Origin of the sequence: Pseudaminobacter soli (ex Li et al. 2025) (assembly GCF_003012705.1) — a bacterium.
Classification (GTDB): domain Bacteria; phylum Pseudomonadota; class Alphaproteobacteria; order Rhizobiales; family Rhizobiaceae; genus Pseudaminobacter; species Pseudaminobacter soli.
On sequence record NZ_PXYL01000006.1, the window covers coordinates 112,017 to 137,865 of the forward strand.

The following is a 25,849-nucleotide window of genomic DNA, read 5'->3' on the forward strand; positions in this document are numbered from 1 at the left end:
CCGGATTCGGAAAACACAGGGAGGAAGACAATGGCCGATTATGAGGATGCTCGCGCAGGCGTATTCCCGCGCAAGAAGTTCATGGACTTGCTGAAAAGCTATGAGCGCGGATCGATTTCCCGCCGCCATTTCCTGGGCGTGACCGGGCTCGGCGCGGCGACGATGGCGCTGGGCGGCGCGATGCCCGGCCTGTTCACCCGGCCGGCCTATGCCGAGGGGGATCTGGGCAACCAGCTGTCGATCGCGACCTGGCCGAACTACCACAACCCTGACGTTCTGCAGGAATTCACCGACAAGACCGGCGTCGCCGTCGACGTCAACGTCTTCGGTTCCAACGAGGAGATGCTGGCCAAGCTTCAGGCGGGCAGCGCCGGCTGGAGCATGTTCGTCGCCACCAACTACACCATCTCGACCTATCAGCAGCTGGGCTTCATCGAGCCGCTCGAACTGGCCAAGCTGTCCAATTACGACGCGGCTTCGCAGGCCCAGCGCTTTGCCAATGAAGGCATGGTCGACGGCGTCGTCTACGCCATTCCGAAGCACTGGGGCACCACCGGCTTCATCCTCAACACCGCCCGTGTCGACCCGAAGATCGCGACCTGGAAGGAATTCTGGGATCGCGCGATGACCGACTACACCGGTCGCGCCATCGTCCACGACTACCAGCTCACCGCCATCGGCATGGCGCTGAAATATTACGGCTATTCGTTCAACTCGGTGGATACCACCGAGCTGGCCAAGGCCGAGGAACTCTTGATGAAGGCCAAGCCGCATCTGTTCGGCATCACCAGCGACTACCAGCCGCCGCTGCGCAATGGCGATGCCTGGATGTCGCTGTGCTGGGTGGGCGACGCCAAGCAGCTCAACCGCGACGACCCGAACATGCTTTACGTGCTGGGTGCCGAAGGCGGCGAGATCTGGACCGACTTCTTCGTCATCCCCAAGGATGCGCCGCATCGTGAGGCGGCTTACGCCTTCCTCAACTTCCTGCTCGATCCGGCCATCCAGGTCCGTGAAGCCGAGGTGGCGGGCTATCCGCTGACCGACAAGCGGGCGGTTGCGCTGCAGCCGGCAGAGGTGGTGAACGATCCGATCCTCAACCCGGCGGCCGAGCTTCTGTCGGCTCTGGAATTCGGCGCGGCGGTGACGCTGACTGACCCGAACCGCGCCGAGATCATCGCGCGCTTCAAGTCGGCGTAAGGAACTGGAAGGCCGTGGCGATGACAGCCGCTCTCGCGACATCAAACGAAGGCAGGCGAAAGTCCGTCGTCACGGCGCTGCTCCTGGCGCCCACGGCCCTCTGGTTCTTCGTGCTCCTCATCCTGCCCATGCTGGTGATCATCGTCTTCAGCCTGGGCGAGCGCGGACCGGTGGGCGGCTATCAGGCCGCTCTCACCCTCAAGCAATATGCCAGCCTGGGCTCCAGGCTGGCCGCCTTCAAGAACACCATCATGCTGGCGCCGGCGGGCACGCTGATCTCCGTGCTGGTCGCCTATCCGCTGGCCTATTTTTTGGCCGTAAAAGTGTCGCCGCGCTGGCGATACGGGCTACTCGTGCTGGTCGTTCTGCCGTTCTGGACCAGCCTTCTGGTGCGCACCTATGCCTGGATGTTCATCCTGAGCGGCAAGGGGCTGCCCGCGCTTTTGGCTGCAATCGGCTTTCCCGAAATCCAGATGATCAACACGCCCTTTGCGGTGCTGCTGGGCATCGTCTATGCCTACATGCCGCTGATGGTGCTGCCGATCTTCGTCAGCCTCGAGAAGCTGGACAAGCGCCTGCTCGACGCGGCGGCCGATCTGGGCAGCTCGCCTTTGCGCAGCTTCCTGACGGTGACGTTGCCGCTCTCGCTGCCGGGCGTGGTAACCGGCTCGCTGCTGGTCTTCATCCTCTTGATGGGCGAGTTCCTCATCCCCTCGCTTTTGGGCGGCGGCAAGATCTTCTTCATCGGCAATGCGCTGGTCGATCTCTTCCTGCAGTCGCGCAACTGGCCTCTCGGGGCGGCAATGTCGCTGACGCTGGTGATCGTCATGCTCGTACTGATCACGCTCTATGTCCGCCTCACCATGGCGGCGAGCGCCGGCAAATCCCGCTCCTTGCCGTGACTTGAAGGAAAAGCAGGATGCGCATCTACGCCTGGCTGGTCTATTTCTTCCTCTATATGCCGATCGCCGTGATCGTGGCGTTCAGCTTCAATTCGGGGCGCTACGCGGCGGATTTCCAGGGTTTCAGCTTCGCCTGGTACGGCCGCGCCCTGGCCAACCCCTTCGTCACCAAGGCGCTGGTCAACAGCCTGATCGTGGCGAGCGTCACGGCAGTGCTGTCGGTGATCCTGGGCACCACCGCAGCGCTTGCGCTCGAGCGGCTTCGGGGAAAGCTGCGCGCGGTGTTCGACAGCCTGATCTATGTCGCCATCATGGTGCCGGGCGTGGTCATCGGCATTGCGACGCTGGTGGCGCTCGCCAGTGTGTTTGACGCTGTCAACAGCCTGATGGCCTCGCTGTGGCCGGCCGCGTGGGGCAGCGCGCCGCGCGCCGGTCTGGGCTACGGTTCGATCATCGCCGCCCACACGCTCTACACCCTGTCGCTGGTCATCCTGGTGGTGCGCTCGCGCCTGGTCGGCATGGATCATTCGCTGGTGGAGGCTTCGGCCGATCTCTATTCGACGCCGTTCAACACTTTCCGCACGATCACGTTGCCGCAGCTTCTGCCGGCAATCGCCGCGGGCTTCTTGTTGAGCTTCACCTTCAGTTTCGACGACTTCATCATCGCCTTCTTCGTCGCCGGGCCCAACACCACGCTGCCCATCTTCGTCTTTTCGTCGATCAGGCGCGGCGTCACGCCGGAGATCAACGCCATCGGCACGATGATCCTCGGCGTGTCGCTGATCCTGCTGTTCACGGTGCAGGTCCTGCTCCGCGACAAACGGCAGGGCAATGCTGCCGAAGCGGCTTGACGAAAAATACGACACGATACCTCACGCAGGGAGACAATCGACAATGTTGCTGAAAGATCGGGTCGCGGTGATCACCGGCGCGGCCTCGGGGATCGGACGCGCCGGCGCAAAGCGCCTTGGCAGGGAAGGGGCAATCGTCGTCGTCACGGATCGCGACGAGGTGGCGGGCGAAGCGGCGGCTGAAGAAATCCGCGCGGCCGGCGGCCGGGCCGACTTCCTGCGGGTCGACGTGTCGGTGGACGACGACCTCAAGAAGATGATCGACTTCGCCATCGAGCGGCACGGCCGCATCGACATCCTGCACAACCACGCGGGCGTCCAGATCAACGGCACGCTGGAGGAAGTCAGCCCGGACGGCATGGACATTTCCTATCGGCTCAACACCCGCGCACATTTCTTCGCGGCCAAGCTGGCGGTGCCCCATATGCGCGCCCAGGGCGGCGGCGTCATCATCAACACCGCGTCCAATTCCGGCGTGTTCCTGGACACAGGCATGCTGGCCTACATAACCTCGAAGGCGGCGACCATCATGATGACCAAGCAGATGGCGCTCGACTACGGCAAGGACAACATCCGCGTCAACGCGCTGTGCCCCGGCTTCGTCGATACCCCCTTCAACGAGCCCTACATGGCCCAGATGGGCGGCCGCGAAGCGCTCGAGCGTTACGTGGAGAAGACCATTCCGCTCGGCCGCTGGGCGACCGTGGAGGAGATCGCGGAGTCGATCCTCTATCTGGCCTGCGACCACTCGGCCTTCATGACCGGACATGCGCTGGTGATCGACGGCGGCGAGAGCATCGCCTGAACACGCAGTGAGCGCTGGCTTGCGAAGCGCGGGGCCGGAACCTTCAGTTGCTCTGGAGGTTCACGGCCCCGAATTCATTCGACATGCGAGTGCCCGACGACGACACGGCGCGACGTTTGACAAGGCGGGTCTCCCTCCTAGTTACCTGAGAGGAATACAGTTTTTCCTGCGCGCAGAGCGGCACGGCATGCCGGTCCGGCGAAGCGATTTCAGGCCCTCGCGCCCCGATTTTGGTTGAAACGGGATTTTTGACGCCGACTTGGCAGGGGAAATCCAGGGACTTCAGATGACAACGGGTCGTCCGTTCAATAGTGCCGATCCGGGACCGAAGCCTCCCTAGGCCGACCATGGACATGTTCGTACCGTTTCAACGGCTCTTGGGCCGTGCACGGGAGACGCCCCATGGTCATCTTTCGCAAGAACAGCCGCCATCCACCCATTCACCCCACAGCCTGGGGGAGGGACACGCATGACAAGTGGCATGCCAAAAAGGGCAGCGCAGGCGCAGGTGGCATATCCCGGATCTTAGCTTTCCTATTGGCGTTTATGCTCGTCCCGATCCTGGCATCCTGCAACAGGCAGAGCGAGGACCAAAGCAAGGCAGCCACGCCTCCTCCCACGCCGGTCGGCGTCATCGAGGTTGCCGAGCATCCGACCAATCCAGGCCTCTCCTTCGTCGGTCGCGTCGAGGCCATCGACCACGTCAACCTGATCGCCCGGGTGGACGCCTTTCTCAACAAGCGCGCCTATACCGAAGGCCAGGCGGTCAAGGCCGGCGACCTGCTTTTCGTCCTCGAGAAGGATACTTTTCAGGCTTCGGTGGATTCGGCCCAGGCCAATCTCGCAAAGGCACAGGCCGACGCCGACAATCTGAAGCTTCAGACGGACCGAGCCAGGACGCTGTTTCAGCAGAAGACCGGAACGCAGGCGGCGCTCGACAACAGCGTCGCTGCCGAAAAGCAGGGGCTTGCTGTGGTGCAGCAGGCCAAGGCCTCGCTCGAGCAGGCAAAAATCAACCTCAGCTATACCGAGATCCGCGCGCCCTTCGACGGCCGTGTGAGCGCGGCCAATTTCAGCGTCGGCGCGCTGGTCGGCCCCAGCGCCGGGCCGCTTGCGACCATCGTCAGCCAGGACCCGATCTATGTGACCTTTCCGGTCAGCGACAGGGTCATTCTTGAATTCACGGCCGGCGACCGGGCGAGCGCGACCACGGGCGGCATCGCCGTGCACCTCACCCTGTCCAACAACATGGTTTATCCGGAAGTTGGCGTCATCGAATATACCGGGGTCAAGGTCGATCCCAATACGGATACTCTGACGGTCCGCGCCAAATTCCCCAATCCCAAGGACACGTTGCTGGACGGTCAGTTCGTCCGCATCCTTGCCCAGAGCAAGAACCCGGTGGAGGCGCTACTGGTCCCGCAGAAGGCCGTGCTGACCGATCAGAGCGGCAACTATGTGCTGACAGTGGGCGAGGGCAACAAGGTCGTGCAGCGCTCGGTCACACAGGGCCAGACCGTCGGCAGCGACGTGGTTATCCAGTCTGGCCTGAAGGCCGGCGATACCGTCATCACCGATGGATTGCAGCGCGTCCGCCCCGGTCAGGTGGTGGTGCCGCAGCCGATTGCTGAAGCCGCGCCCGCCCAGCCGGCCGAGCCAGCGGGGAAGTGAGCGATGCTGTCGTCCATCTTCGTCGACAGACCGCGTCTTGCCATCGTCATCGCGATCGTCATCGCACTTGCCGGCTTGATTTCGATGACGCGCATTCCGGTTGCCCAGTTCCCCGATATCGTTCCGCCGCAGGTGTCGGTCACTGCGAGTTATGCCGGCGCCAACGCAGAGGCGGTCGAGGCCAGTGTCGCCCAGCCGATCGAGGCGCAGGTCAACGGCGTCGACGACATGATCTATATGAGCTCGATCAGCGGCAATAACGGCTCCTACACGCTGACCGTCACCTTCAAGGTGGGCACAGATCCCAACCTCAATACCGTCAACGTGCAGAACAGGGTGCGACTGGCCGAAGCCAACCTGCCGGCGGAAGTGACACGCGTCGGCGTCTCCGTGAAGAAGCAGTCGTCGGCCTTTCTGCAGATCATCACGCTCTTTTCGCCTGACGGCAGATATGACGAGCTGTTCCTCAACAACTACGGCATCATCAACGTCATCGACCGGCTGGCTCGTGTGACGGGCGTCGGGCTGGCGCAGTCCTTCGGTACGCTCAACTACAGCATGCGCATCTGGTTCAAGACCGATGTGCTGACCAGCCTCGGCCTGACGCCGAACGACATCGTGACTGCGGTGAGCAGCCAGAACGTCCAGGCTGCCGTGGGCCGGCTGGGCGCGCCGCCGATGACGGACCAGCAGCAGATCCAGCTGAACCTGACCACGCAAGGCCGCCTGACGACCGTCAAGGAATTCGAGCAGATCGTGGTCCGCGCCAATCCCGACGGCTCGCTGGTGCGGCTGAAGGATGTGGCGCGTGTCGAGCTTGCCGCCCAGTCATATGACACGATCGGCCGGCTGAACGGCAAACCGGCTTCGGTCATCGCCGTCTACCAGGCGCCTGGGTCGAACGCGGTTTCTGCCGCCGCAGGCGTGCGCGAGGCAATGCAGCAGTTGAAAGAAAGCTTTCCGGCCGGCCTCGACTACAAGATCACCTATGACACGACCGTCTTCGTCTCCTCGACAATCCATGAGGTGATCAAGACGCTTATCGAAGCCTTCATCCTGGTCGTGGTGGTGGTGTTCCTCTTCCTGGGAAACTTTCGAGCGACGCTCATCCCCACCATCGCCGTGCCGGTGTCGCTCGTCGGCACCTTTGCGGTGTTGCTCCTGACCGGTCACTCGGCCAACACCATTTCCTTGTTCGCCATGATCCTCGCCATCGGCATCGTCGTCGACGACGCCATCGTCGTGGTCGAGAATGTCGAGCGCGTCATGACCGAAACCGGGCTGCCGCCCAAGGAGGCAACCAAGCAGGCCATGCGCGAGATCACCGCGCCGATCATCGCCATCACGCTGGTGCTGCTTTCGGTGTTCGTGCCTGTCGGCTTCATTCCGGGTATCACGGGTTCGCTCTACGCGCAGTTCGCGCTGACCGTCTCGGTGGCGATGCTGATATCGGCGATCAACGCGCTGACGCTCAGCCCGGCGCTTTGCGGGGTACTGCTCAAGCCGGGCCACGGACACGGCGACAGCCTCTATGGCCGCGCCATGAACAAGCTGTCGCTCGGCATCGAGAAGGTCAGCGACGGCTACGCCTTTATCGTGCGGCGACTGGTTCGCGTGGCCTTCCTGTCGATCCTGCTTGTCGGCGCTTTCGGCGCAGGCGCCTATCTGCTCAACAAGATCACGCCCACCGGCTTTCTGCCGGAGGAAGACCAGGGCCTGTTCTTCGTGCAGGTTAACTTGCCGGCCGCCGCCGCCCAGAGCCGCACAGCGGCTGCCGTTTCCGAGATCGAACAGAACGTGCGGGAAATTCCAGGCGTAGCCGATGTCACCAGCGTGACGGGCTTCAGCTTCATCGACGGGCTTGCGGAGTCCAATGCGGGTCTTCTGATCGTGTCGTTGCAACCGTTCGATGAGCGTGTGAAGGAAAAAATCACGGTCTTCGATGTGATCAAGGAAGTGAACCGGCGTACGGCGTCGTTGCGCAGCGCCGTTGCCATCTCGCTGAACCTGCCGCCGATCATCGGCCTCGGTACCTCGGGTGGTTTCCAGTACCAGCTCGAGGACCACCAGGGACGCTCGCCGCAGGAGCTAGCCTCGGTCGCCCGCGCCCTAGTCGTCAAGGCCAACCAGAATCCAAAGCTGTCGCGCGTGTTCACAACCTTCGCAACCGATACGCCGCAGCTCTACCTCAATGTGGACCGCAACAAGGCACTGAGCCTCGGTGTTTCGCCGATCGACATCTTCACTTCGTTGCAAACGACGCTCGGCGGCTATTTCATCAACAACTTCAATACGCTAGGTCGAACCTGGCAAGTCATCGCAGAGGGCGAGGAGCAGGACAGGCGGACAGTCGAGGATGTCTACCGCATCTTCGTGCGTTCCTCACATGGGCAGATGGTGCCCCTCCGAGCACTGGTCGACGCGCGCGAGCAGCTGGGACCGCTGTTCATCACGCGCTACAACAACTATCGCAGCGCCAGCATCACCGGTAACGCCGCACCCGGCGTCAGCTCGGGCGAGGCGCTCGCGGCGATGTCGGACGTGTCCAAGGAAACCCTGCCGGCCGGCTATGGCTATGAATGGACGGGCACCGCGCTGCAGGAACTGCAGGCGGCGGGGCAGACCGGCATCATTCTCGGTCTGGCGGTGCTGTTCGCCTACCTGTTCCTCGTCGCGCTCTATGAAAGCTGGACGATCCCGGTGGGCGTGCTGTTGTCGGTAACGGTCGGTCTGCTGGGCGCACTGGTCGCGCTTCGGGTGACCGGCCTCGCCAACGACATCTACGCGCAGATCGGCATCGTCGTGCTGATCGCGCTGGCCAGCAAGAACGGCATCCTCATCGTCGAATTCGCCAAGGAGCGGCGCGAAGAGGGCATGCCGCTCGATGAGGCGGCGATCCATGGCGCCCGGCAGCGCTTTCGCCCGGTGATGATGACCAGCTTTGCCTTCATCCTCGGCCTGGTTCCGCTCGTCATCGCCGCGGGGGCGGCCGCGGCGAGCCGGCGAGCCGTTGGCACCTCCGTATTCGGCGGCATGATCGCGGCCTCGGCGATCGGTATCTTCCTGATTCCGATGCTCTATGTGGTGATGGAGTGGGTACGCGAATGGGGGCACGCGCATATTCTGCGCAAGCCGCTCTATGCCGATGCGCCCGAAGGCGAGGCCGGCGAAGCCGAAGAGGAGGCGCCTTCGCCGTCGCCGACGCATGACTGACTTTCCTCAACCGCAGCAGCGCAGGAAGGAAGCAAGATGCGCAACAAGATGTTTCTCGCAGCGGTGCTCATAACCGGCTTTGCCCTGCCGATGGCGGTCGAGGGCGCACATGCCGCCGGCTTCGTCTGCTCCTACAAGGAGGCCCCGAACGCGCCGAAGGACCTGCCAGCGGCCAAGGGGCTGGAAGAGAACATGACCAACGCCGACGCTCGCAGGCGTCTTGCCGAAATGGTCGGCGACCTCACGACCGCAAAGATGCCGCCGGCAATGATCGTCGACCATCTCGTCTGGGCTTATTGCCCGCTGGCCGCCAACGATCCCCGTCTGAGCGATACCGAAAAGACCGATCTTCTGCGCCGTTTTGCGAGCCAGGTTGCCGCACTGGCCTATACCGGGCCAGGTGGCGGCGAGATCGACGTTCTGGTCAATCTGCCGCTTGCGCCGGCCATACTCGGCAGGGTCGACGATGCGGCGAAGGCCGCCGGCATCTCCCAAGACGAATGGCTGGAGAACGCCATCGACCATTCGCTGAACAATCCATCCGGCAGCCCGGCAAAATAGCGGCGTCGGCGAGGTTCAGTTGTGATGGTGGGGCGGGTTGCCCGCCGTGCCCCTCGCGCTAGCTGTTGACGCCGAGGGGACGAGCCGAGATCGGCGCACCATGGAGAAACAAGATGCTTCTCAGGATCACGGGTATATCGATCGTAACCGCACTCTTGACCGTCTCGAGCATGAGCTTCGCCGCTGAAACCAAACAAGACATGGCCAAAAAGAAGATCACGGACGTTACCTGCGAAGACTTCAACGGCATCGATGACTCCTTCAAGCCGAACGTGATCGCCTGGGCCGAAGGTTTTCGGCAGGGTTCCAAGAAGCCGAATGAGGTCACCCTGAATATCGACGGCATCGAAAAGGTGACGCCCATCCTCATTGAGGCCTGCCAGAAGGAGCCCAAGGCGTCGTTCTGGAGCAAGGCGAAAGCCGAACTGAAAAAAGTTTTCTAACTTGATCGGCAGTGCCCCCGCCACTTGCGAGGGCTGACCGTTACCGGCGCCGATCCACTCCGGCTCAACGCAGGAATGGATCGGGTTCGGTATCGTGTAGCGGCACGTCGGACACGCCCCAGCTGCGCTTGACGACGTGCAGGTGAACGTCCTTGGCACCATTCCGCTTGAGGATCTCGGTGACCTTACTGTCACGCTTCTTGTCGGGCAGGTGAACCCAAAGCAGCAAGCCGCCCTTTGCGATCTGCTCCTGGACACGTTCGGCGTGGTGCCTTCCAAAGACTCTTGCAAGCATCAGGCCCACTGCCCCTGCCGCGACGCCGCTTCCTGCGACCAGCGCAATGGTCGGGATCAAGGATGCTCCGCCGGTCGCCACGGCGGCCACTCCGGCACAGGCGACATAGACCGGCACGGCTGCCAGAGCCGCCAACCCCTCGGTGCGAGAGTCTGGCGAGACATAGTTGGTGTCTTCGACGAAATCCTTGTTTTCCAAGCTCTTGGCGTTTTTGCCGGGCACCGATTTCGCGTCCGCCAATAGGCTGAGATCGTCCTGCCGGATGCCGATCTGCATCAGCTCGTCGATCGCCTTGTTCAGCGATGCCTCGTCATGAAAGATCGCAACAGCATCCCGTTCCTCGTAGGTCTGGTCGCCATCGGACTCGGGCTTTTTGTCTTCCATCTTTTCCTCCTGCAGAAGCCGTTTCAGATGCAGAGGGTCATGAAGGGTATCTAGGCTGCCGGGCAGGCGCGACAATCGCCGATGGCTATCTCAGGAACTTCCTGAAGCGCCGCAGCGAGAAGGCGAACAGAACTGCGCCGATGACCAGCAGCGCCAGGAGCTGCGGCCACACGACATCGATGCCCGCTCCGCGGAAGAGCACTGCCTGCGCCAGTATGACGAAATGCGTGTTGGGGGCCGCGAGCATGATGTTCTGGATGATTTCAGGCATGCTTTCGCGCGGCGTGGTGCCTCCAGAAAGCACCTGGAGCGGCAGCAGCACCAGTATCAGCAGCAGACCGAACTGGGGCATCGATCCGGCCACCGTTGCCAGGAAGATGCCCATCGACGTGGTTGCAAAGAGCAGCAAGGCGGTGCCCAAAAGAAACAGCCAGATGGAGCCCTGTATAGGCACGGCAAGCGCCCATTGCACCACGACGATAATCGCAAAGGCCGAAGCCGCCAGCACCACCAGCCCCATCGACCAGATCTTGCTCAGCATGATCTCGAGCGGGGTCACGGGCATCACGAGCAGATGTTCGATCGTTCCGTGCTCGCGCTCGCGTATCAGCGCAGCCCCCGTCAGGATGATGGAGAGCATGGTGATGGACGAGATCACGTTGTTGATGGCGCCGAACCAGCCCTTGTTCAGCTGCGGATTGAAGCGCGCTCGCAGGACCAGATCGACCGGCAGCGGCGCGTTGCTGCGATAGCGGTTCGCGAATTCATTGACCTCGCCGGTGACGATCGACTGCACATAGCCGCCGCCGGTGAAGGCCTGCGACATGCGCGTCGCATCGACGTTCAGCTGGATCGTGGGCGAGCGGCCGGCCAGGAGGTCGCGCTGGAAATTGGGGGGATGTCGAGGGCAAAGGTGTCCAACCCGGCGTCCATCCGGCTGTCCATCTGCGACTGCGTGATCAGGGTCGGTACGGTGAAATAGGGCGGATAGAATGCCGAGATGATGCGCGAGGAAACCGGCGACTGATCCTCGTCGACGATCGCTATGGCTGCGCGATTGAGCGTCTCCGGCACCGACTTGGACGCGGTATAGATCGACAGGCTGAAAGCATAGGCGATCAGGGCCAGCAGCATGGGATCGCGAACGAGCCCCCAGAGCTCCTTGACGCCGAGTTGGTAGATATTCGCCAGCCGCATCGTCAGCCCTCCTGCTTCTTGAGGAGAGCAGTACCGAGCGCCAGCAGAACGGGTATTGCGATGACGAGTGGAACGAATGCGCCGGCCAGGTCGTGGAAATCGAGCGCCTTGGAGAAGGTGCCGCGCGAGATCGTCACGAAATAGGTGGTCGGGTAGATCGAGCCGATGAATGCGCCCGCGCCCTGCAGCGAGGAGACCGGGTCGATCAGGCCAGAATACTGCACCGCCGGGATCAGGGTGATCAGCGCCGTGCCGAAGATGGCCGCGATCTGGCTGTTGATGAATGTCGAGATCACCAAGCCCATCGCGGTGGTGACGATGACATAGAGGAACGCTGCCGCCGCATAGGTCCAGAAGCTGCCGGTGAAGGGCACGCGGAATATGAATACCGCGAAGGCCGTCAGCATGAGAAAGTTCAGCATTCCGAGCGCGATGTAGGGCATCTGCTTGCCGAGCAGGAATTCCAGCCGGGTGGTTGGCGTGACGTAGAAATTGATGATCGAGCCGAGTTCCTTTTCGCGCACCACGCTCAGCACCGACAGCATCGCGGGTATCATGAGCAGCAGGATAGGGATGACCGCCGGCACCATCGCAACCAGGCTTTTGACGTCCGGATTGTAGCGGTAGCGGATTTCCAGCTGGAAATTGCCGACCGTCGCCGCCGAGCCATAGAGCTTTCGGGCCTGCTCGGTCAGCCATTTCGAGTGCATGCCCTGCACATAGCCGCGCACCGTCTCGGCCCGCGTGGGAATGGCGCCGTCTATCCAGGCGCCGATCTGGACATCCTTGGCGCGCGCCACGTCGCGGCCGAAGCCGGGCGGTATTTCTATCGCCAGGCTCAGTTCCCCGTTGCGCATCCTTCGGTCCAGGTCCGCATAATCGATTATGGGGTCCTTCTCGATGAAGTAGCGGGAGCCGGAAATCTGCTGGACGTAGTCGCGGCTGATGGTCGTGTCGTCGCGGTCGAGGACGGCAAAGGTCAGGTTCTCGACATCCATGTTGATGCCGTAGCCGATGACGAACATCAGGATCACGCTGCCGACCACCGCAAGCGTGGCCCGGATGGGGTCGCGCTGCAATTCCAGTGCCTCGCGCCTCGAATAGGCGAACATGCGCCGGAAGTTGAGAAACCAGCTGGTCGACTGTTTCTGCGGCTGAGGTTCCGGCTCGATGGGAACGATTGCCGGCTGGCTCGCGCCTTTCTCTTCGCCTATGGCCTCCTCAAGATAGGCTACGAAGGCTTCCTCCAAGGTGGAGGCAGACTTCTTCCTGACGATTTCCGCCGGCGTCGCGCTGACGAGCACCTTGCCCGCGTGCATGAGCGAAATGCGGTCGCAGCGCTCGGCCTCGTTCATGAAGTGCGTTGAGACGAAGATCGTCACATTGTCCTTGCGCGAGAGGTCCGACAACATCTGCCAGAAGTTGTCGCGCGCGACCGGGTCGACGCCCGAGGTCGGCTCGTCGAGGATGAGGATGTCCGGGGCGTGGATCATGGCGACTGCCAGCGACAGACGCTGCCGAATGCCAAGCGGCAATGCATCCGGCAATACATCCATCACGTCGGTGAGGCCGAACCGCTCGGCCATCTCCTTGATGCGGCCGGGTATGGTCTTCGGCGGCACGCTGAAGAGCTTGGCATGCAACTCGAAATTCTGGCGAACGGTAAGTTCCGAGTAGAGCGAGAAGGCTTGGGACATGTAGCCGACGCGGCGGCGGGTCTCGATATTGCCGGTATCCACCTTCTGGCCGAAGAGGTATGCGGTGCCTTCCGTTGCCGGTAGCAGCCCGGTCAGCATCTTCATGGTCGTGGTCTTGCCGCAGCCATTGGAGCCAAGGAAGCCGAAGATCTCTCCCTGCTCGATCTTGAAGCTGACATTGTCGACGGCGGTGAAGTCGCCGAAGCGCATGGTCAGATGCTGTGCCTCGATTGCTATTTCCTCATCGCTCTTTGGGCGCGGAGGAATGATCACCTCCGTGTAGCCGTGGCGCTTTTCCTCGGGCAGAAGCGCGATGAACGCGGCGTCGAGCGTGGACGTACCGGTCTTCTGCAGCAGTTCGGCCGGAGAACCGGTCGCGAGCACGCGCCCGGCATCCATCGCCACCAGCCAGTCGAACCGCGCGGCCTCCTCCATATAGGCGGTGGCGACGATGACGCTCATGCCCTTGCGGCCCGTCCTGATCTCGTCGATCAGTTCCCAGAACTGGCGGCGCGCCAGGGGATCGACGCCGGTCGTCGGCTCGTCGAGGATCAAGAGGTCCGGATCGTGGATCAGCGCGCAGCAAAGACCGAGCTTCTGCTTCATGCCGCCCGACAGCTTGCCGGCGGGGCGGTCGGCGAAGCGTTCAAGGCCCGTGCTCTCAAGGAGTTCGGTGATGCGCCGTTCGCGCTCCTGCCTGTCGTGGCCGAACAGGCGGCCAAAGAAGTCCACATTCTCGAACACGGAAAGCGTCGGATAGAGGTTCTTGCCGAGGCCCTGCGGCATGTAGGCAACTTTCGGGTACACCTCCTGCCGATGCCTTGGGTCGGCAATGTCTCCGCCCAGCACCTCGATGTGCCCGCTCGGCACTTCCCTGGCGCCTGAAATGAGCGACAGCAGGCTGGATTTGCCGACGCCGTCCGGCCCGATGAGCCCGACCATGCAGCCGGAGGGGATATCGAGTGTGACGGCGTCGAGCGCGACGGTGCTGCCGAAAAACAACGACACCGCCTGCAGGCGCGCGGCAGGCGCGGGCAGAACAGCGTCGTCGGGCGCCCGACCCGTCATTGCGCAATCGGTCCCTGGAGATTGGCGGGCCAGTCGACATTCGGATCGGTGCGGACATAAGCGACGCCCGGCAGGCCTGTCTTCACCAACTGGATGTATTTCTTCAGCAGGTCCGGCGAGATCTGGGCCTTGACCCTGAGCATCAGCTTCTGCCGCTCTTCCTCGGTCTCGACCGTCTTGGGCGTGAATTGCGCGACGTCCGAAACATAGGTGGCCTTGGCGGGGATGATGTACTTGGGCAACGCGTCGAGCACGAGCCGGACCTCGGATCCGATCTGGATGCGCCCGGCCTCGGCGGTGGGCAGGAAGAACGTCATGTAGACGTCGCCCAGGTCGACCATGTTGAGGATCCGCCCGCCGGCCGACAGAACCTCGCCTTCCTGCGCTACGCGATACTGGACGCGACCCTCGCGCGGCGCTTTCAGCACGGCGTCGTTCAAATCGGCATTGATGCTTTCGATGGCCGCCTTGGCCGCATCGACCGTTGCCTTGGCATCGATCACCTGCGCCTTGGAGGCGTTGACGGCCGCATCGCTGGCGGCAAGCTGGGCCTGCGCGGCTGCAACCGCGGCCTTGGCGCCTTCGGCTGTGGCGCGGTCGTCGTCGAGAACCTGCTGGGATATCGTGTTGTTGCGGGCGAGCTTGGCGGAGCGGTCCAGACGCTTTTGCGCAACGTCGAGCTGTGCTTGGCGCTGCGCCACCACGGCGTCGGCGGCCTTGCGTTCGGCGTCACGCTGGGTGACGAGGCTTTCGGCGGTGCGAACGCCGATCTCCGCTCGCTGCAATTGCGCCTCCGCCTGGCGCAGCTGTGCTTCCAGCTGTTCGGTATCCATGCGGGCGACGACCTGGCCTGCCTGGACGAAATCGCCTTCGTTGACGAGGATCTCCTTGATGCGCCCGGGCGACTTGGTGGAGATGTCGATCTCGACCGCCTCGATGCGTCCGTTGCCGCTCGCAATGCCCGCCGGAAGTCCACGATTGTTGACTGCCTGCCAGGCGTAATAGCCGGCGATCACGGCAAGCACGATCAGGGCGGCCACCAACCAGCGCTTGATGGATGCTTTCATTCTCGAAACCCTCCTTCGCCTGGCGGTTGCCGACAGCGCTATCAAGTCCAAGCGGGGCCGACGCCCCATATCCAACATCGATCACTAGAAGCTGCTGGCGAGAAATGTAAAACCGCAGCTCGAAAGGACTCCAACGCCGTGCCGTCCTTTGGCGTTCCCTATGCGCTTGTGACCCTCGCGGAGCGCGCGCTCTACACGACTTCGCGAGCTTGACGGGTGGGCGGAACTTTGCGGGGTGCTGGCGAGTTCTCGTCAAAATGCGCAAATTGTGGCGCAGCCAGCCAGAATCATATCTGCCCGAAACGGCAAACCTGCTGCTTTAAAGAGTGACCCCGGGCAACGAATGGCCCGAATGAACACCGGCATCTTCCGGCACGGCCATTCAAGGTGGTCACCGTCAGGCGACCGCGCCACCCTTCGGGTGGCATGACCTTTTGGCATGAGCACCCGTTCCGGAGGAGAAGAGTGCCATGTCCATAGCTGACTATATGCACAGAAAGCCGATAGCCGACATCGTCGGCGGCTTGGAAACTCGTACACTTGCGCCAAGCCTTGGCGCGCTAAGCATCACGGCTCTCGGCATAGGCTGCATCATCGGAGCCGGTATCTTCGTTCTGACCGGAACCGCGGCGGCGCAATTTGCCGGGCCGGGCATCATGCTGTCATTCGTGCTGGGCGGCATCGCCTGCGCCTTTGTCGGCCTCTGTTATGCAGAACTGGCGGCGCTGATCCCGGTCGCCGGCAGCACCTATACCTACACCTATGCCACTCTGGGCGAGCTTGTTGCCTGGGTCATCGGCTGGGACCTCGTGCTTGAATACGCCATGGGCGCCGCGACGGTCTCCGTCGGCTGGTCGGGCTATATCGTCAGCCTGCTCAGGAATTTCGGCATCAACATTCCGCCGGCCCTCGCGGCGGCGCCAGGCACGGTCGCTGACAAGCTTGCCGACGGCACGGTGGTTTACGGCATCGTCAACCTGCCGGCCGCCTTCATCGTTGCCGTGCTGACCTACATGCTGGTGATGGGCACCAGGGAATCGGCCCGGATCAACAACATCATGGTCGCCGTTAAGCTGGTAGTCGTTCTTGCCTTCATCCTGATCGGCTCGGCCTATGTCTCATCCGCCAACTGGCATCCGCTCGTCCCCGAAAACACCGGCCAGTTCGGTCATTTCGGCTGGAGCGGCATACTGCGCGGTTCGGCGGTGGTGTTCTTCGCCTTCATCGGCTTCGACGCGGTCTCGACCGCCGCCCAGGAGGCCAAGAACCCACAGAGAGACATGCCGATCGGCATATTGGGTTCGCTTGCGATCTGCACGGTGCTTTATATCGCGGTTGCGGCGGTACTCACCGGCATCGTTCCCTACCAGGAGCTGAACGTTGCTGACCCGATCGCCAGGGCCGTCGATGTCATCGGGCTGACGTGGTTCTCGGTGCTGATCAAGATCGGTGCCCTGGCTGGCCTGACGACGGTCATATTGGTGCTGCTCTACGGCCAGAGCCGCATCTTCTTCACCATCGCCGGCGACGGCCTCTTGCCACCGGTGTTTGCCCAGGTTCATCCCGTCCGCAAGACCCCTTGGAAGAGCCAGATACTGATCGGCTCAGTCGTCGCGATCGTGGCTGCTCTCACCCCTATCGGCATACTGGGTGAGATGGTCAGCATCGGCACGCTGTTTGCGTTCGTGCTGGTCTGCGGCGCGGTCATCTTCCTGCGCAAGAGCGATGCTGCGATTGCCCGGCCGTTCCGCACTCCCGGCGTGCCGGTGGTGCCGGTACTGGGCATCCTGTTCTGCCTGCTCCTGATGGTCGGGCTGCCTTGGGAAACCTGGCTGCGGCTGATCGTATGGCTGCTGATCGGGCTTGTGATCTATTTCACCTACGGTCGCTATCATTCGGTCCTGCGACACGAAGGAGTGCCGGCATCCCTGCGCCGCGAGGTGTAGGACCGAGAGGTACGAACCATAACGACGGGCCGCGTTCTGAAGAGCGCGGCCCGATCTTGTGCAACTGGGCTTGTTGGTTAACTTCTGAACAGCGACAGGATCGATCGCTAGACGCTGTGCAATGAAATTGCTGGAGCGTGCCCGAAGAGCGACGATCAGCTTCTGTGTTTTGCCCAAGCGCGTGGCGGCTGGTGCATGGCCTTCGGCATACATTGTGCATATATATGCACCTATGATGACGACAATTTCGGTGCGATGTCCATGAACTGGTCGCCTTCCATCTCCAAGGCCGACGGCCCGCTCTATCTGGCGATTGCCGATGCGCTGTCGGCGGATATCGCGTCCGGCCGGCTGGCTGCCGGCTTTCGCCTGCCGCCGCAGCGGGTTCTGGCCGAGCAGCTTGGCATAGATTTCACGACCGTCAGCCGTGCCTATGCCGAGGCGCGAAAGCGCGGCCTGGTGGAGGGGCGCGTCGGGCAGGGCACCTATGTGCGGGCAAGGCGCCGGGCCGACAAGGCAGCAGCGGTTACCGGGCTCATCGACATGAGCATGAACCTGCCGCCGCGTTTCGACGATGCCGAGTTGGCCGGGCGGATGTGGGACGGGATTTCCGGCCTGCAGGCCGGCGAAGGCATCGAGCTTCTGATGCGCTATCAGGAGGCCGGGGGCACGTCGCGCGACAGGGCGGCGGGCGCTGCCTGGCTGGCGCCGCGGCTCGGCGAGATCGGCCCCGACCGGCTGCTGGTCTGTCCGGGCGCACAAGGGGCGATGCTTGCGCTGCTCGGGGCGCTGGCCGCTCCCGGTGAAACCATCTGCGCCGAAGCGCTAACCTATCCGGGTTTTCTGGCGGCTGCCGAGCATCTGCGCCTGCGTGTTGCCGGCGTTGCGATGGATGCTGAAGGGCTTATCCCGGAGGCCTTTGAAGAGCTTTGCCGCGAGCGCGCGCCGAAAGCGCTCTATTGCAATCCCACGCTGCACAACCCGACGACGGCGACGCTGTCATTGGCTCGACGCAAGCGCATAGTCGCGATTGCGCGCGAACACAATGTGCTCATCATCGAGGATGACGCCTATGGCGCGCTGCCGCTCAATCCAGTGGCGCCCTTTGCGGCGTTGGCGCCCGACATCACCTATCACATCGCGGGCCTTGCCAAATGCGTCGCCCCGGCCCTGCGCGTGGCCTATGTGGTTGTTCCCGAAGGCCAGAGCCTCGCCCGGCTTGCAGGCGCGATCCGCGCGACGGCAGGCATGGCCTCTCCGCTGACCATGGCCATCGCGACACGCTGGATCGAAGACGGGACGGCGCATTCGGTGCTCGCGGCGATCCGGACGGAGGCGCGCGAGCGGCAGGGGATCGTTTCACAGACCTTGCCAGCGGAACTGGTGCAGACGAACACCGAGGGTTTTCACGCCTGGCTGAAGCTTCCGGGCCACTGGAGCCGCGCCGATTTTGCCGCGCGCTTGCGCTCGGTCGGCATAGGCGTCGTCACCAGCGATGCCTTTTCGGTTGGCGGCTCGGCGCCTGATGCCGTCCGCCTCGGCCTAGGCGCCGCCCCGGATCGCGCCTCGCTCTCGATCAGCCTGGAGCGGATTGCCGAACTGCTCGATCAGCAATCGGCCATGTCGTCGATGGTGGTGTGACGGGCAGGCGGGAACGGCCCGGTGAAGGGCACGAGGCGTGGCACCCCGAGGATTTCGTTGAGAGGCACCTCGTCGCTCACGCGGCGGAACATGCCTGGCGACATCCACGGCGCATGGCCGTCGACATTGGGTGCGCCGCGCCCCTCGCGCACATCATCGATCCACAGCGTGCGGGTTTCGAGCGAGATGCGCGTCAGCCCGGTCGAATTCGGCACGCCGGCATGGGCATGCGCGCTGGAAAAGGCGATGATCTCGCCGGGTGTGATCACCACCGGCGTCGCATCGGCTACCTGCAGTTGCTCAGCGAGATGAGGGATTGCCTCGTCGGCATCGACCGCGTTGCGCCCGCCGGCCTTTGATCGCTCCAAAAGGGCGGCCAGGTCGAAGCCAGCGCTGGTGTTGGCGACCGGGCGATCCCATAGCGAGGGGTAGATCGCGAATGTGCGGCCGGCGTCGATTTCGTAGATCGGCGCCCACCAGTTCGTTTGCGCATAGAGGTTCGAGCCCCAGGTATCGCGATGGAAGGCTATGGTCGCCGTGCTGCGGGCGCGCGGCACGACGTTGTCCGGGTCCTGGTGTGGCTGGAAGCGTAGATAGAGGCTGTCGCGCGCGAGCCCTCCCGCGTCGAGCCCCGCCGCCTCGAAAACCGCGCGCCAAAGCCGCTTGACCTCGGGCGAGCGAGAAAAATCGCGCTGCAATTGCCCAAAGCGCTCGGTCTGCTGCTGGTGCGACAGGTACCTGTGAATCTCGACGGGTGAGAAGGGTGCTAATGCCTCTTCGAGGAAGGCACGGGTGAAGTCGACCAGCTCATGCATAGGCTGGAGTTCGCCGAGCCGAAGCACCTCACCGGCATAGATCCGGTCGTGAAAGTCGCGGGGCTGAAGCGATTGCGTGATGCTGGCGTACATGGATCGATCTGCGCTCATGCTGCGAATGTCGACGGACCGAGGCCAAAAGGCCCATGTGGCACATTGCCTTGCGACAATTATGCATACAATATTGCCTGCATGCAATAATTGTATGTCTTTTATATGCAGAATCTGATTGCGAGGCCGCAGTTTGAGTCATATGTATGGAGCATGAGCGGCGCGCTGACCATGCTTCACGCCGCCGCGACAGAGGCGATCATGACACAGAGCAGATATTCGGCCGAAGGCTTCACTCCCACCGACAACCCCATGAAAACCGGCATCCAGGGGCTTTGCCCGCGCTGCCAGATGGGTCGGCTGTTTTCGGGTTACCTCAAGCTCGCGCCGCGCTGCGAGGTTTGCGGGCTGGACTATTCCTTTGCCGATCCTGCCGATGGCCCCGCCTTCTTTGCGATGACGATCGCCGCCGTGCCGGCGCTCGGCTTCGGTGTCTGGTTCCAGGTGACGTTCGGCCTTCCGCTCTGGGCGCATCTGTTCACGACACTGCCGCTGACGGTGCTGAGCTGCATGGCGCTGTTGCGCCCGCTCAAAGGCTGGCTCGTGTGCTCGCAGTTCTTTCACAAAGCCGAAGAGGGTTCCATCGACTTCGAGTGGCACGCGAAGGCGAAGCAGAGCCTAGAGAAGTGATTTGCCGACGGTGATGCGGGGCACGCTGGCTAAGAGATAAGCGTGCCCTCGCGTGGTGTGATCAGGGGGCCCGGTTTCACCAGCCGGCAAAGCGTCCCAGCACCCCTTCGTCGACGCGTGCCTGTTCGACATCCTCGAATGCCTGATCGAGAACGGCGAGTGCATCGTCGATTTCCGCTTCGGAAATCGTGAGCGGTGGCGTGAGTTCCAGAACGTTGGAATTCATGCCGACGTAGTAGAGCACGACGCCGAGTTCATAGGCGCGATAGACCAGCTTCGCCGTTTCGCGTTTCGCCGGCGTGCGGGTTTCGCGATCGCTGACAAGCTCCACCCCGCAGGCCAGTCCGCGTCCGCGCACGTCGCCGATGAGCGGATGGCGCGCCGCCAGTTGCCGAAAACCTTCGCGCAGCCTTTCGCCCTTTCGTTCGGCCGCATCCGCGAGGCTTTCGCCCTCGATCGTATCGAGCACGGCCAGACCTGCCGAACAGCACACCGGATTGCCGTGCAGGGTCTGCATGGCAAAGGCGCTCGCGCAGTCGAGAATGGAAGCCGGGGCGATGACGGCTGACAGCGGAAGACCACCGCCCAGTCCTTTGCCGAGCGTCAGAATGTCCGGCACGAAGCCTTCGTGCTCGAAGCAATGCAGCTTGCCGGTGCGCCCGAGGCCGACCTTCACCTCGTCACAGACTATGAGGATCTGATGCTCGCGGCAGATCTCCGCGAATTTGCGCAGAAAACCTTCGGGCGGCACGATCAGCCCGCCATCGGACTGGATCGGCTCGATGAAGGCGGCGGCGACCGGCTCGGAAGTGTTTTGCAACCGTTCCTTCAGGAGCGCCAGTACGGCATCGCCCGACGGATCACCCTGATAGGGGCGATAGGGATCGGGGTAGGGCAGCAGGATCAGGCCGTCCGCCTTTTGTGCATCCGCCTGGACGCTGTGGCCGGAAACCGCCATCGAGCCGGTGGTGCAGCCATGATAGGCGCCGGCAAAGGCGATGATGCCCTTACGGCCCGTGGCTTTCGTCACCGCCCGGAAGACGGTTTCGTTGGCATCAGATCCCGAATGGCCGAACCATACCTTTTGGTCGCCCTTGGCAGGGAAGGATTGGAGAAGACGCTCGGCCAGAGCCACTGCCGGCTCGTTGCTGGCCGAAAGAATGCTGGCGCCCGCCGGAGAAGCGACTGCCGCCGAGACGGCCTTGGCGACAGCCGGATGCCCGTAGCCCAAGCTTGCCGCGCCCCAGGTGGCGGAAAGGTCAATAAGCCGGCGGCCGTTTCGCTCGATGAGACGCGATCCTTCGCCGCCCGTCGCTGCCAGCGGGAAGAAGCGCAGCTTCTGCAACGTGCCGATGGCCTTTTCGTCCCGTGCGTAGAGGTCCGTCATGGCTTGCTGGCCTCCAGAGCCTCAGTGAGGCAACGAGTAAGCCGGTGGCCCCAAGCCTCGACGCTTTCGAGCGTATCGATGAGATCGTGGCGGACCTCGATCAGCGCCCCTGGAAAGCCGCGCGCATCGGCATGCACGGGCACCGTATAATCCTCTTCCGGATCGATGTTGTAGGGCTCGTTGTCGCCCACCACCAAGGTGCTGTCGCGCTTCAGGCTGTTGATGAGCGAGTGGCCGAACTCGGTGGCCTTCCCGTAGAGAATGCCGGCGTGCCATGGCCGCGACTTGCCGAAATAGACCGGGGTGAAGCTGTGCACGCCCACCACGAAGGGGCGCTTGCCTTTGGCCTGGAGCCGGTCGAGCCGTCGCGCGACCGCATCGGCAAAGGGCGTGAAAAACGTCTCGATGCGCTGCTGCCGCTCTTCTTCCGACAGATCGAAATTGCCGGGAATCTCGGTCTTCTCGCTGATTTCCGGTATGGCGGAAGGCACGTGGAGCGGCCGGTTACAGTCGATGACCAGTCGCGAATAGTTGGCCATGAACAGCGGCGCATCGAGTGTGCGGCTCAGATGCTGGGCGAGCGCGCTGACGCCGATGTCCCATGCGATGTGCCGCTGGCGCTCGGCCTCCGATACGCCAAGATCGCCGAGCGCGCGCGGAATGCGGTTCGAGGCATGCTCGCAGAGCAGCAGGAAGGGCGATTCACCGTCGGGATTGACGACCGCATAGGGCGGCGGCTCGTCAATGGCGAGGAGCGGTTTGGCCGGGTCGTGACGCGGCGCGGTTGCAGCCTGGGCTGCCGTTGAAGTCTGCATGGCGGCCTCGTTCAATAGACCGCCGCATAGCGCGTGCAGAGTTCGTCCGGCAGAAGGTCGCCGACGATCTCGATCTCCTTGTTCTTCATCGCGAAATAGCAGTCGAGGAAGTCTTTCGGGAACCAGCCGGTGACGGTCGTGTCAGCCTTCAGCGTCTCCAGCGCTTCGGCAAGGCTGGCCGGCAGGCGGCGAATGCCGAGCTTTGCCTGTTCGTCGGCGCTCATATCCGACGGGTCCGCGTTGACGAGCCGCGGTTGCTCGAGCCCCTCGCGAATGCCTTCGAGCCCCGCGCGCAGCACGACGGCAAGTGCCAGATGCGGGCTTGCGCAGGCGTCTGCTGCTCGAAACTCCATGTTGAACTGCTTTGCCGGATTGCTTCCCGGCAGGTCCAGCGTCGGGCAGATGCGCAGCGTCGCCTCGCGGTTCTTCTCGCCCAGGCAGGTGAAAGCAGCGCTCCAGTGATGCGGAACGAGACGCATGTAGGAGAGCACCGACGGTGCAGTGAAGGCAACGAGCGCCGGCAGATGGCGGATGACGCCGGCAGCGAAGGAACCGGCGACTTTCGACAGCCGTCCCGGACGGGCCGGATCGAAGGTGACCGGATTGCCGTCCAGATCGGTGAAGCTGACATGCAGATGCACGCCGTTGCCGACGCCGTTGGGCGCGATCTTTGGCGCAAAGCTGGCATGCCAGCCGAAATGCGCGGCGACTTCCCGAGTTACGGCGCGGATCGTCGCCCCGCGGTCAGCGGCTGCCAGCGCCGGGGCAGGGCGGCAGGTCACCTCGAACTGGTCTTTGCCATATTCGGGCAGGAACATTTCCGGCTCAGCGCCAGCTTCCTTGAGAGCCGTCATGAGCATCGGGCCGAAGGCGCCCGTCCGCCGCTGTGCGCGCAGGCCAAAGGAGGGGGCCTGCGGCCAGTCGGCGCCGATGATCTGGAACTCCTGCTCCACCGCGCTGATGACGCGCAAGCCGGCTTCCTTTTCAAAGTCCGCCACCGTCGACTTGAGGAAGCTGCGCACGCAGCATTCCCAGGCCTTGCCTTGGAGGTCGGTGATGTCGGCATGGTAGAAATGAAGCGGCGTTTCGCCGGGCAGGCACGTCACGCGCGCCTTGCTTTCGGGATCGGCCATCAGGCGCAGGTCGCCCGCCGACCCCCATGGATTGGGATCGGCAATCAGGTCGAAAGGCGTGAGCGCCAGATTGGCCGGCACCCAGCCGACGCCCTTGCGCAGGTAATCGTCGATTTCTCTTGCAGCGAAGCTGCGGCCGCGCGTGATGCCGGCAATGTCGGTGGTGACGAAGGTTGCCAGTTCCATCAAATCGTCCGCCGCTGCGGTCCGTTGTTCCTGGTGCATGATTTCCACTCTTGTGATGTGCGGGCCGCTGTCGCTTAGGCCTTGAGGGCGCGCAGGCGCTCGAGGACGGTTTCCGTGTCGGTGATCCAGCAGTAGCCGGAATAGGCGCGCAGCGCGGCCTCGTGGCGTTCCTGGCTGTAGGTGGCGCAGGCGTCGCTCACGACCGTCACGAGGTAGCCGCGATCGGAGGCGTCGCGCACTGCCATGTCTACGCACTGGTCGGTGACGACGCCGGCGATGATCAGGTAGCGCGTGTTCAGGTTGCGCAGCACATAGTCGATATTGGTGGAGTTGAAGACGCCCGAGGAGGTCTTGGGCAGGATGATCTCGTTGTCGATCGGCTCAAGCGCATCGATCACGCGACCCTCGGGGCAGCCCTTCGGTACATGCATATCGGAAAGCTTGTGGTCGAGCGAACGGTCGCGGCCGTCCAGCGTCAGGCTCTCGATGATCGTGTGCAGCACGTCGCACTTGGCAGCGCGCGCCGCTTCCAGGATCCGCACCTGGTTGGGGATGACCAGTTCGCGCAGGCGGCGGTGGTAGTAGCTGTTGACGTCCTGCGGATGGGTCGGATCGAGATTCGGCTCGCACCAGATGCGCTGCATGTCCACGAACAGGACCGAGGTCATGCCCGCTTCATAGGCGCTGTCGCGGCGCAAGAGATCCTTACCGTATTGCACTTCGATGGCTGCCATCGTGTCCTCCTCTGAGATTGGAATGTCGCCCGTCGTGGTGGGCTCTAACTGGTTTGACCGCCCTTGCCGGCGGAGGGATTGAGCGCGTCTTCGGTGATCGCATAGGCGCGGCGCACCGCTTCCAGCCGTTCGATCCGGTCGCGCGAGCGGTGCGCCAGCCGGGCCGTCAGCGCAGCGATCAGTGCCTCGGTCTGGGCAATGGCGGGCACCATGGTGTCGTAAGGCGACACGGTGTCGACCGGCGCGGTCAGCGTGACCGAGGCGAATTCGGAAATGGGCGAGCGCCAGCGGTCGGTGAACAGGATGATGCGTGCGCCCTGTTCGGCCGCCTGCCGCGAAAAGCGGATGGTGTCCATCTGGTAACGCCGGTAGTCGTAGACGAACAGCACGTCCTTCCTGCCGAGATCGACGAGCTGGTCGACCTGATCGGCCTGCGCGCCGTTGATCCAGCGCGCTTCGGCGCGCAGCTGCTTCATGTGGGCCCACAAGAGTCCGGCGAGAAAGCCGCTGAAGCGACCGCCGAGACAGTGGACGCGCATGTTGAGATCGGCAGCGGCTTCCACCGCCATCTCGAAATCATGCGCGGGCAGCATGGTCTTCGACGTCTCCAGCGCGTGGATGCTGGCATTGAGGAAGTGCTGGTAGAAATTGTCCTGCGCGAGCGAGGGTTTGCGCGTGTCGAGCATCGAGAGCGGCGAGCTCATCCGCTCCTGCACCTCGTTCAGCAATGCGCTCTGGAACTCCGGGTAGCCTTCGTAGCCGAGCTTGTTCACGAAGCGCACGACCGTGGGATTGCTGACGCTGGCGGTGGCGGCCAGATGGGCGACCGTGTTCAGTCCCGCCGCCGGGTAGTTGGACAGGAGCTGCCGGACGATCTTCAATTCCGATCGCGTAAACGCAATGGCGCCGTCCGTCAGGCGGTCTCGAATACCCATCTCGCTTCTTCCCCTCGGCACGAAGCCGATTATGCATTTTGTTACATAATTGCTATCAGAGAAGAAAAAATGAAACAAGATTGACATTCCAAAAAGTGCGGTTAAGTTTCGAAAACAGGGAACGGGCCGAACAAGAAATGGCCCCATGGAATGGGAGAAGTG

20 protein-coding genes and 1 pseudogene are annotated in these 25,849 nt (G+C 63.0%); 11 read left to right on the forward strand and 10 right to left on the reverse strand.

What is annotated here, in order from left to right; genetic code table 11:
- Nucleotides 1–30: 30 nt before the first annotated feature.
- The 8 genes from C7I85_RS13820 (at nucleotide 31) to C7I85_RS13855 (ending at nucleotide 9,646) form a co-directional block, all read left to right on the forward strand.
- The gene (locus C7I85_RS13820) at nucleotides 31–1,200 is read left to right on the forward strand and encodes a polyamine ABC transporter substrate-binding protein (RefSeq protein WP_210203043.1); all 1,170 of its coding nucleotides are present in this window, start codon (nucleotides 31–33) and stop codon (nucleotides 1,198–1,200) included.
- A gap of 20 nt (nucleotides 1,201–1,220) precedes the next feature.
- Complete coding sequence (locus tag C7I85_RS13825; protein WP_106724581.1) at nucleotides 1,221–2,102, forward strand: ABC transporter permease; 882 nt, start codon at nucleotides 1,221–1,223, stop codon at nucleotides 2,100–2,102.
- A gap of 17 nt (nucleotides 2,103–2,119) precedes the next feature.
- Complete coding sequence (locus C7I85_RS13830; protein ID WP_106724582.1) at nucleotides 2,120–2,953, forward strand: ABC transporter permease; 834 nt, start codon at nucleotides 2,120–2,122, stop codon at nucleotides 2,951–2,953.
- 43 nt (nucleotides 2,954–2,996) lie between these two features.
- On the forward strand, nucleotides 2,997–3,758 hold the full coding sequence (locus C7I85_RS13835; protein WP_106724583.1) for an SDR family NAD(P)-dependent oxidoreductase: 762 nt from the start codon (nucleotides 2,997–2,999) through the stop codon (nucleotides 3,756–3,758).
- A gap of 438 nt (nucleotides 3,759–4,196) precedes the next feature.
- Entirely contained in the window at nucleotides 4,197–5,429 is a 1,233-nt protein-coding gene (locus C7I85_RS13840) for an efflux RND transporter periplasmic adaptor subunit (protein ID WP_428832860.1), read from the forward strand.
- A 3-nt stretch (nucleotides 5,430–5,432) separates the two neighbouring features.
- Entirely contained in the window at nucleotides 5,433–8,642 is a 3,210-nt protein-coding gene (locus C7I85_RS13845) for an efflux RND transporter permease subunit (protein ID WP_106724585.1), read from the forward strand.
- Nucleotides 8,643–8,678: 36 nt separating this feature from the next.
- On the forward strand, nucleotides 8,679–9,203 hold the full coding sequence (locus C7I85_RS13850) for a glutelin (protein ID WP_245444937.1): 525 nt from the start codon (nucleotides 8,679–8,681) through the stop codon (nucleotides 9,201–9,203).
- A gap of 113 nt (nucleotides 9,204–9,316) precedes the next feature.
- Nucleotides 9,317–9,646: an HdeA/HdeB family chaperone gene (locus C7I85_RS13855; RefSeq protein ID WP_106724586.1), complete on the forward strand. Its 330-nt coding sequence runs from the start codon at nucleotides 9,317–9,319 to the stop codon at nucleotides 9,644–9,646.
- 64 nt (nucleotides 9,647–9,710) lie between these two features.
- Here the strand turns inward: C7I85_RS13855 and C7I85_RS13860 are convergent, their stop codons facing one another.
- The 4 genes and pseudogenes from C7I85_RS13860 to C7I85_RS13875 form a co-directional block, all read right to left on the reverse strand.
- On the reverse strand, nucleotides 9,711–10,325 hold the full coding sequence (locus tag C7I85_RS13860; protein WP_106724764.1) for a hypothetical protein: 615 nt from the start codon (nucleotides 10,323–10,325) through the stop codon (nucleotides 9,711–9,713).
- 85 nt (nucleotides 10,326–10,410) lie between these two features.
- Nucleotides 10,411–11,522: pseudogene (locus tag C7I85_RS13865) on the reverse strand (ABC transporter permease).
- Between the two features lie 2 nt (nucleotides 11,523–11,524).
- Nucleotides 11,525–14,287 (reverse strand): ribosome-associated ATPase/putative transporter RbbA, encoded by a 2,763-nt coding sequence (gene rbbA, locus C7I85_RS13870; protein ID WP_106724587.1) that lies wholly within the window; start codon nucleotides 14,285–14,287, stop codon nucleotides 11,525–11,527.
- On the reverse strand, nucleotides 14,284–15,354 hold the full coding sequence (locus C7I85_RS13875) for an HlyD family secretion protein (RefSeq protein WP_106724588.1): 1,071 nt from the start codon (nucleotides 15,352–15,354) through the stop codon (nucleotides 14,284–14,286). Before C7I85_RS13875 ends, rbbA begins: the two co-directional genes overlap by 4 nt.
- A gap of 470 nt (nucleotides 15,355–15,824) precedes the next feature.
- On the opposite strand from C7I85_RS13875, the gene C7I85_RS13880 reads away from it, so the two are divergent.
- Nucleotides 15,825–17,300: an amino acid permease gene (locus C7I85_RS13880; RefSeq protein ID WP_106724589.1), complete on the forward strand. Its 1,476-nt coding sequence runs from the start codon at nucleotides 15,825–15,827 to the stop codon at nucleotides 17,298–17,300.
- 255 nt (nucleotides 17,301–17,555) lie between these two features.
- Nucleotides 17,556–18,941, forward strand: a complete 1,386-nt coding sequence (locus tag C7I85_RS13885; protein ID WP_106724765.1) for a PLP-dependent aminotransferase family protein — start codon at nucleotides 17,556–17,558, stop codon at nucleotides 18,939–18,941.
- Here the strand turns inward: C7I85_RS13885 and C7I85_RS13890 are convergent.
- Nucleotides 18,908–19,867 (reverse strand): hypothetical protein, encoded by a 960-nt coding sequence (locus C7I85_RS13890; protein ID WP_245444938.1) that lies wholly within the window; start codon nucleotides 19,865–19,867, stop codon nucleotides 18,908–18,910. The two genes, C7I85_RS13885 and C7I85_RS13890, sit on opposite strands and share 34 nt — an antisense overlap.
- A gap of 201 nt (nucleotides 19,868–20,068) precedes the next feature.
- Here C7I85_RS13890 and C7I85_RS13895 point away from each other — a divergent pair, with 201 nt between their 5' ends.
- The gene (locus C7I85_RS13895) at nucleotides 20,069–20,497 is read left to right on the forward strand and encodes a DUF983 domain-containing protein (RefSeq protein ID WP_181257184.1); all 429 of its coding nucleotides are present in this window, start codon (nucleotides 20,069–20,071) and stop codon (nucleotides 20,495–20,497) included.
- Between the two features lie 76 nt (nucleotides 20,498–20,573).
- On the opposite strand, the gene C7I85_RS13900 is transcribed toward C7I85_RS13895, so the two are convergent.
- Genes C7I85_RS13900 through C7I85_RS13920 form a run of 5 tightly spaced genes read right to left on the reverse strand, consistent with a single transcriptional unit; the run spans nucleotide 20,574 to nucleotide 25,687 of the window.
- Complete coding sequence (locus C7I85_RS13900) at nucleotides 20,574–21,884, reverse strand: aspartate aminotransferase family protein (RefSeq protein WP_106724591.1); 1,311 nt, start codon at nucleotides 21,882–21,884, stop codon at nucleotides 20,574–20,576.
- On the reverse strand, nucleotides 21,881–22,699 hold the full coding sequence (locus tag C7I85_RS13905; RefSeq protein ID WP_106724767.1) for an N-formylglutamate amidohydrolase: 819 nt from the start codon (nucleotides 22,697–22,699) through the stop codon (nucleotides 21,881–21,883). Before C7I85_RS13905 ends, C7I85_RS13900 begins: the two co-directional genes overlap by 4 nt.
- 11 nt (nucleotides 22,700–22,710) lie before the next feature.
- Nucleotides 22,711–24,057, reverse strand: a complete 1,347-nt coding sequence (locus C7I85_RS13910; RefSeq protein WP_106724592.1) for a glutamine synthetase family protein — start codon at nucleotides 24,055–24,057, stop codon at nucleotides 22,711–22,713.
- A 35-nt stretch (nucleotides 24,058–24,092) separates the two neighbouring features.
- Complete coding sequence (locus C7I85_RS13915; RefSeq protein ID WP_106724593.1) at nucleotides 24,093–24,752, reverse strand: isochorismatase family cysteine hydrolase; 660 nt, start codon at nucleotides 24,750–24,752, stop codon at nucleotides 24,093–24,095.
- Nucleotides 24,753–24,796: 44 nt separating this feature from the next.
- Nucleotides 24,797–25,687 (reverse strand): MurR/RpiR family transcriptional regulator, encoded by an 891-nt coding sequence (locus tag C7I85_RS13920; RefSeq protein WP_106724594.1) that lies wholly within the window; start codon nucleotides 25,685–25,687, stop codon nucleotides 24,797–24,799.
- Nucleotides 25,688–25,849 lie beyond the last annotated feature (162 nt).

What these genes read in the sequence shown, in the direction of transcription:
- C7I85_RS13820 (WP_210203043.1), top strand. Translation starts at nt 31, where the DNA reads ATGGCCGATTATGAGGATGCTCGCGCAGGCGTATTCCCGCGCAAGAAG.
- C7I85_RS13825 (WP_106724581.1), top strand. Translation starts at nt 1,221, where the DNA reads ATGACAGCCGCTCTCGCGACATCAAACGAAGGCAGGCGAAAGTCCGTC.
- C7I85_RS13830 (WP_106724582.1), top strand. Translation starts at nt 2,120, where the DNA reads ATGCGCATCTACGCCTGGCTGGTCTATTTCTTCCTCTATATGCCGATC.
- C7I85_RS13835 (WP_106724583.1), top strand. Translation starts at nt 2,997, where the DNA reads ATGTTGCTGAAAGATCGGGTCGCGGTGATCACCGGCGCGGCCTCGGGG.
- C7I85_RS13845 (WP_106724585.1), top strand. Translation starts at nt 5,433, where the DNA reads ATGCTGTCGTCCATCTTCGTCGACAGACCGCGTCTTGCCATCGTCATC.
- C7I85_RS13850 (WP_245444937.1), top strand. Translation starts at nt 8,679, where the DNA reads ATGCGCAACAAGATGTTTCTCGCAGCGGTGCTCATAACCGGCTTTGCC.
- C7I85_RS13855 (WP_106724586.1), top strand. Translation starts at nt 9,317, where the DNA reads ATGCTTCTCAGGATCACGGGTATATCGATCGTAACCGCACTCTTGACC.
- C7I85_RS13860 (WP_106724764.1), bottom strand. Translation starts at nt 10,325, where the DNA reads ATGGAAGACAAAAAGCCCGAGTCCGATGGCGACCAGACCTACGAGGAA.
- rbbA (WP_106724587.1), bottom strand. Translation starts at nt 14,287, where the DNA reads ATGACGGGTCGGGCGCCCGACGACGCTGTTCTGCCCGCGCCTGCCGCG.
- C7I85_RS13875 (WP_106724588.1), bottom strand. Translation starts at nt 15,354, where the DNA reads ATGAAAGCATCCATCAAGCGCTGGTTGGTGGCCGCCCTGATCGTGCTT.
- C7I85_RS13880 (WP_106724589.1), top strand. Translation starts at nt 15,825, where the DNA reads ATGTCCATAGCTGACTATATGCACAGAAAGCCGATAGCCGACATCGTC.
- C7I85_RS13885 (WP_106724765.1), top strand. Translation starts at nt 17,556, where the DNA reads ATGTCCATGAACTGGTCGCCTTCCATCTCCAAGGCCGACGGCCCGCTC.
- C7I85_RS13890 (WP_245444938.1), bottom strand. Translation starts at nt 19,867, where the DNA reads ATGAGCGCAGATCGATCCATGTACGCCAGCATCACGCAATCGCTTCAG.
- C7I85_RS13895 (WP_181257184.1), top strand. Translation starts at nt 20,069, where the DNA reads ATGACACAGAGCAGATATTCGGCCGAAGGCTTCACTCCCACCGACAAC.
- C7I85_RS13900 (WP_106724591.1), bottom strand. Translation starts at nt 21,884, where the DNA reads ATGACGGACCTCTACGCACGGGACGAAAAGGCCATCGGCACGTTGCAG.
- C7I85_RS13905 (WP_106724767.1), bottom strand. Translation starts at nt 22,699, where the DNA reads ATGCAGACTTCAACGGCAGCCCAGGCTGCAACCGCGCCGCGTCACGAC.
- C7I85_RS13910 (WP_106724592.1), bottom strand. Translation starts at nt 24,057, where the DNA reads ATGCACCAGGAACAACGGACCGCAGCGGCGGACGATTTGATGGAACTG.
- C7I85_RS13915 (WP_106724593.1), bottom strand. Translation starts at nt 24,752, where the DNA reads ATGGCAGCCATCGAAGTGCAATACGGTAAGGATCTCTTGCGCCGCGAC.
- C7I85_RS13920 (WP_106724594.1), bottom strand. Translation starts at nt 25,687, where the DNA reads ATGGGTATTCGAGACCGCCTGACGGACGGCGCCATTGCGTTTACGCGA.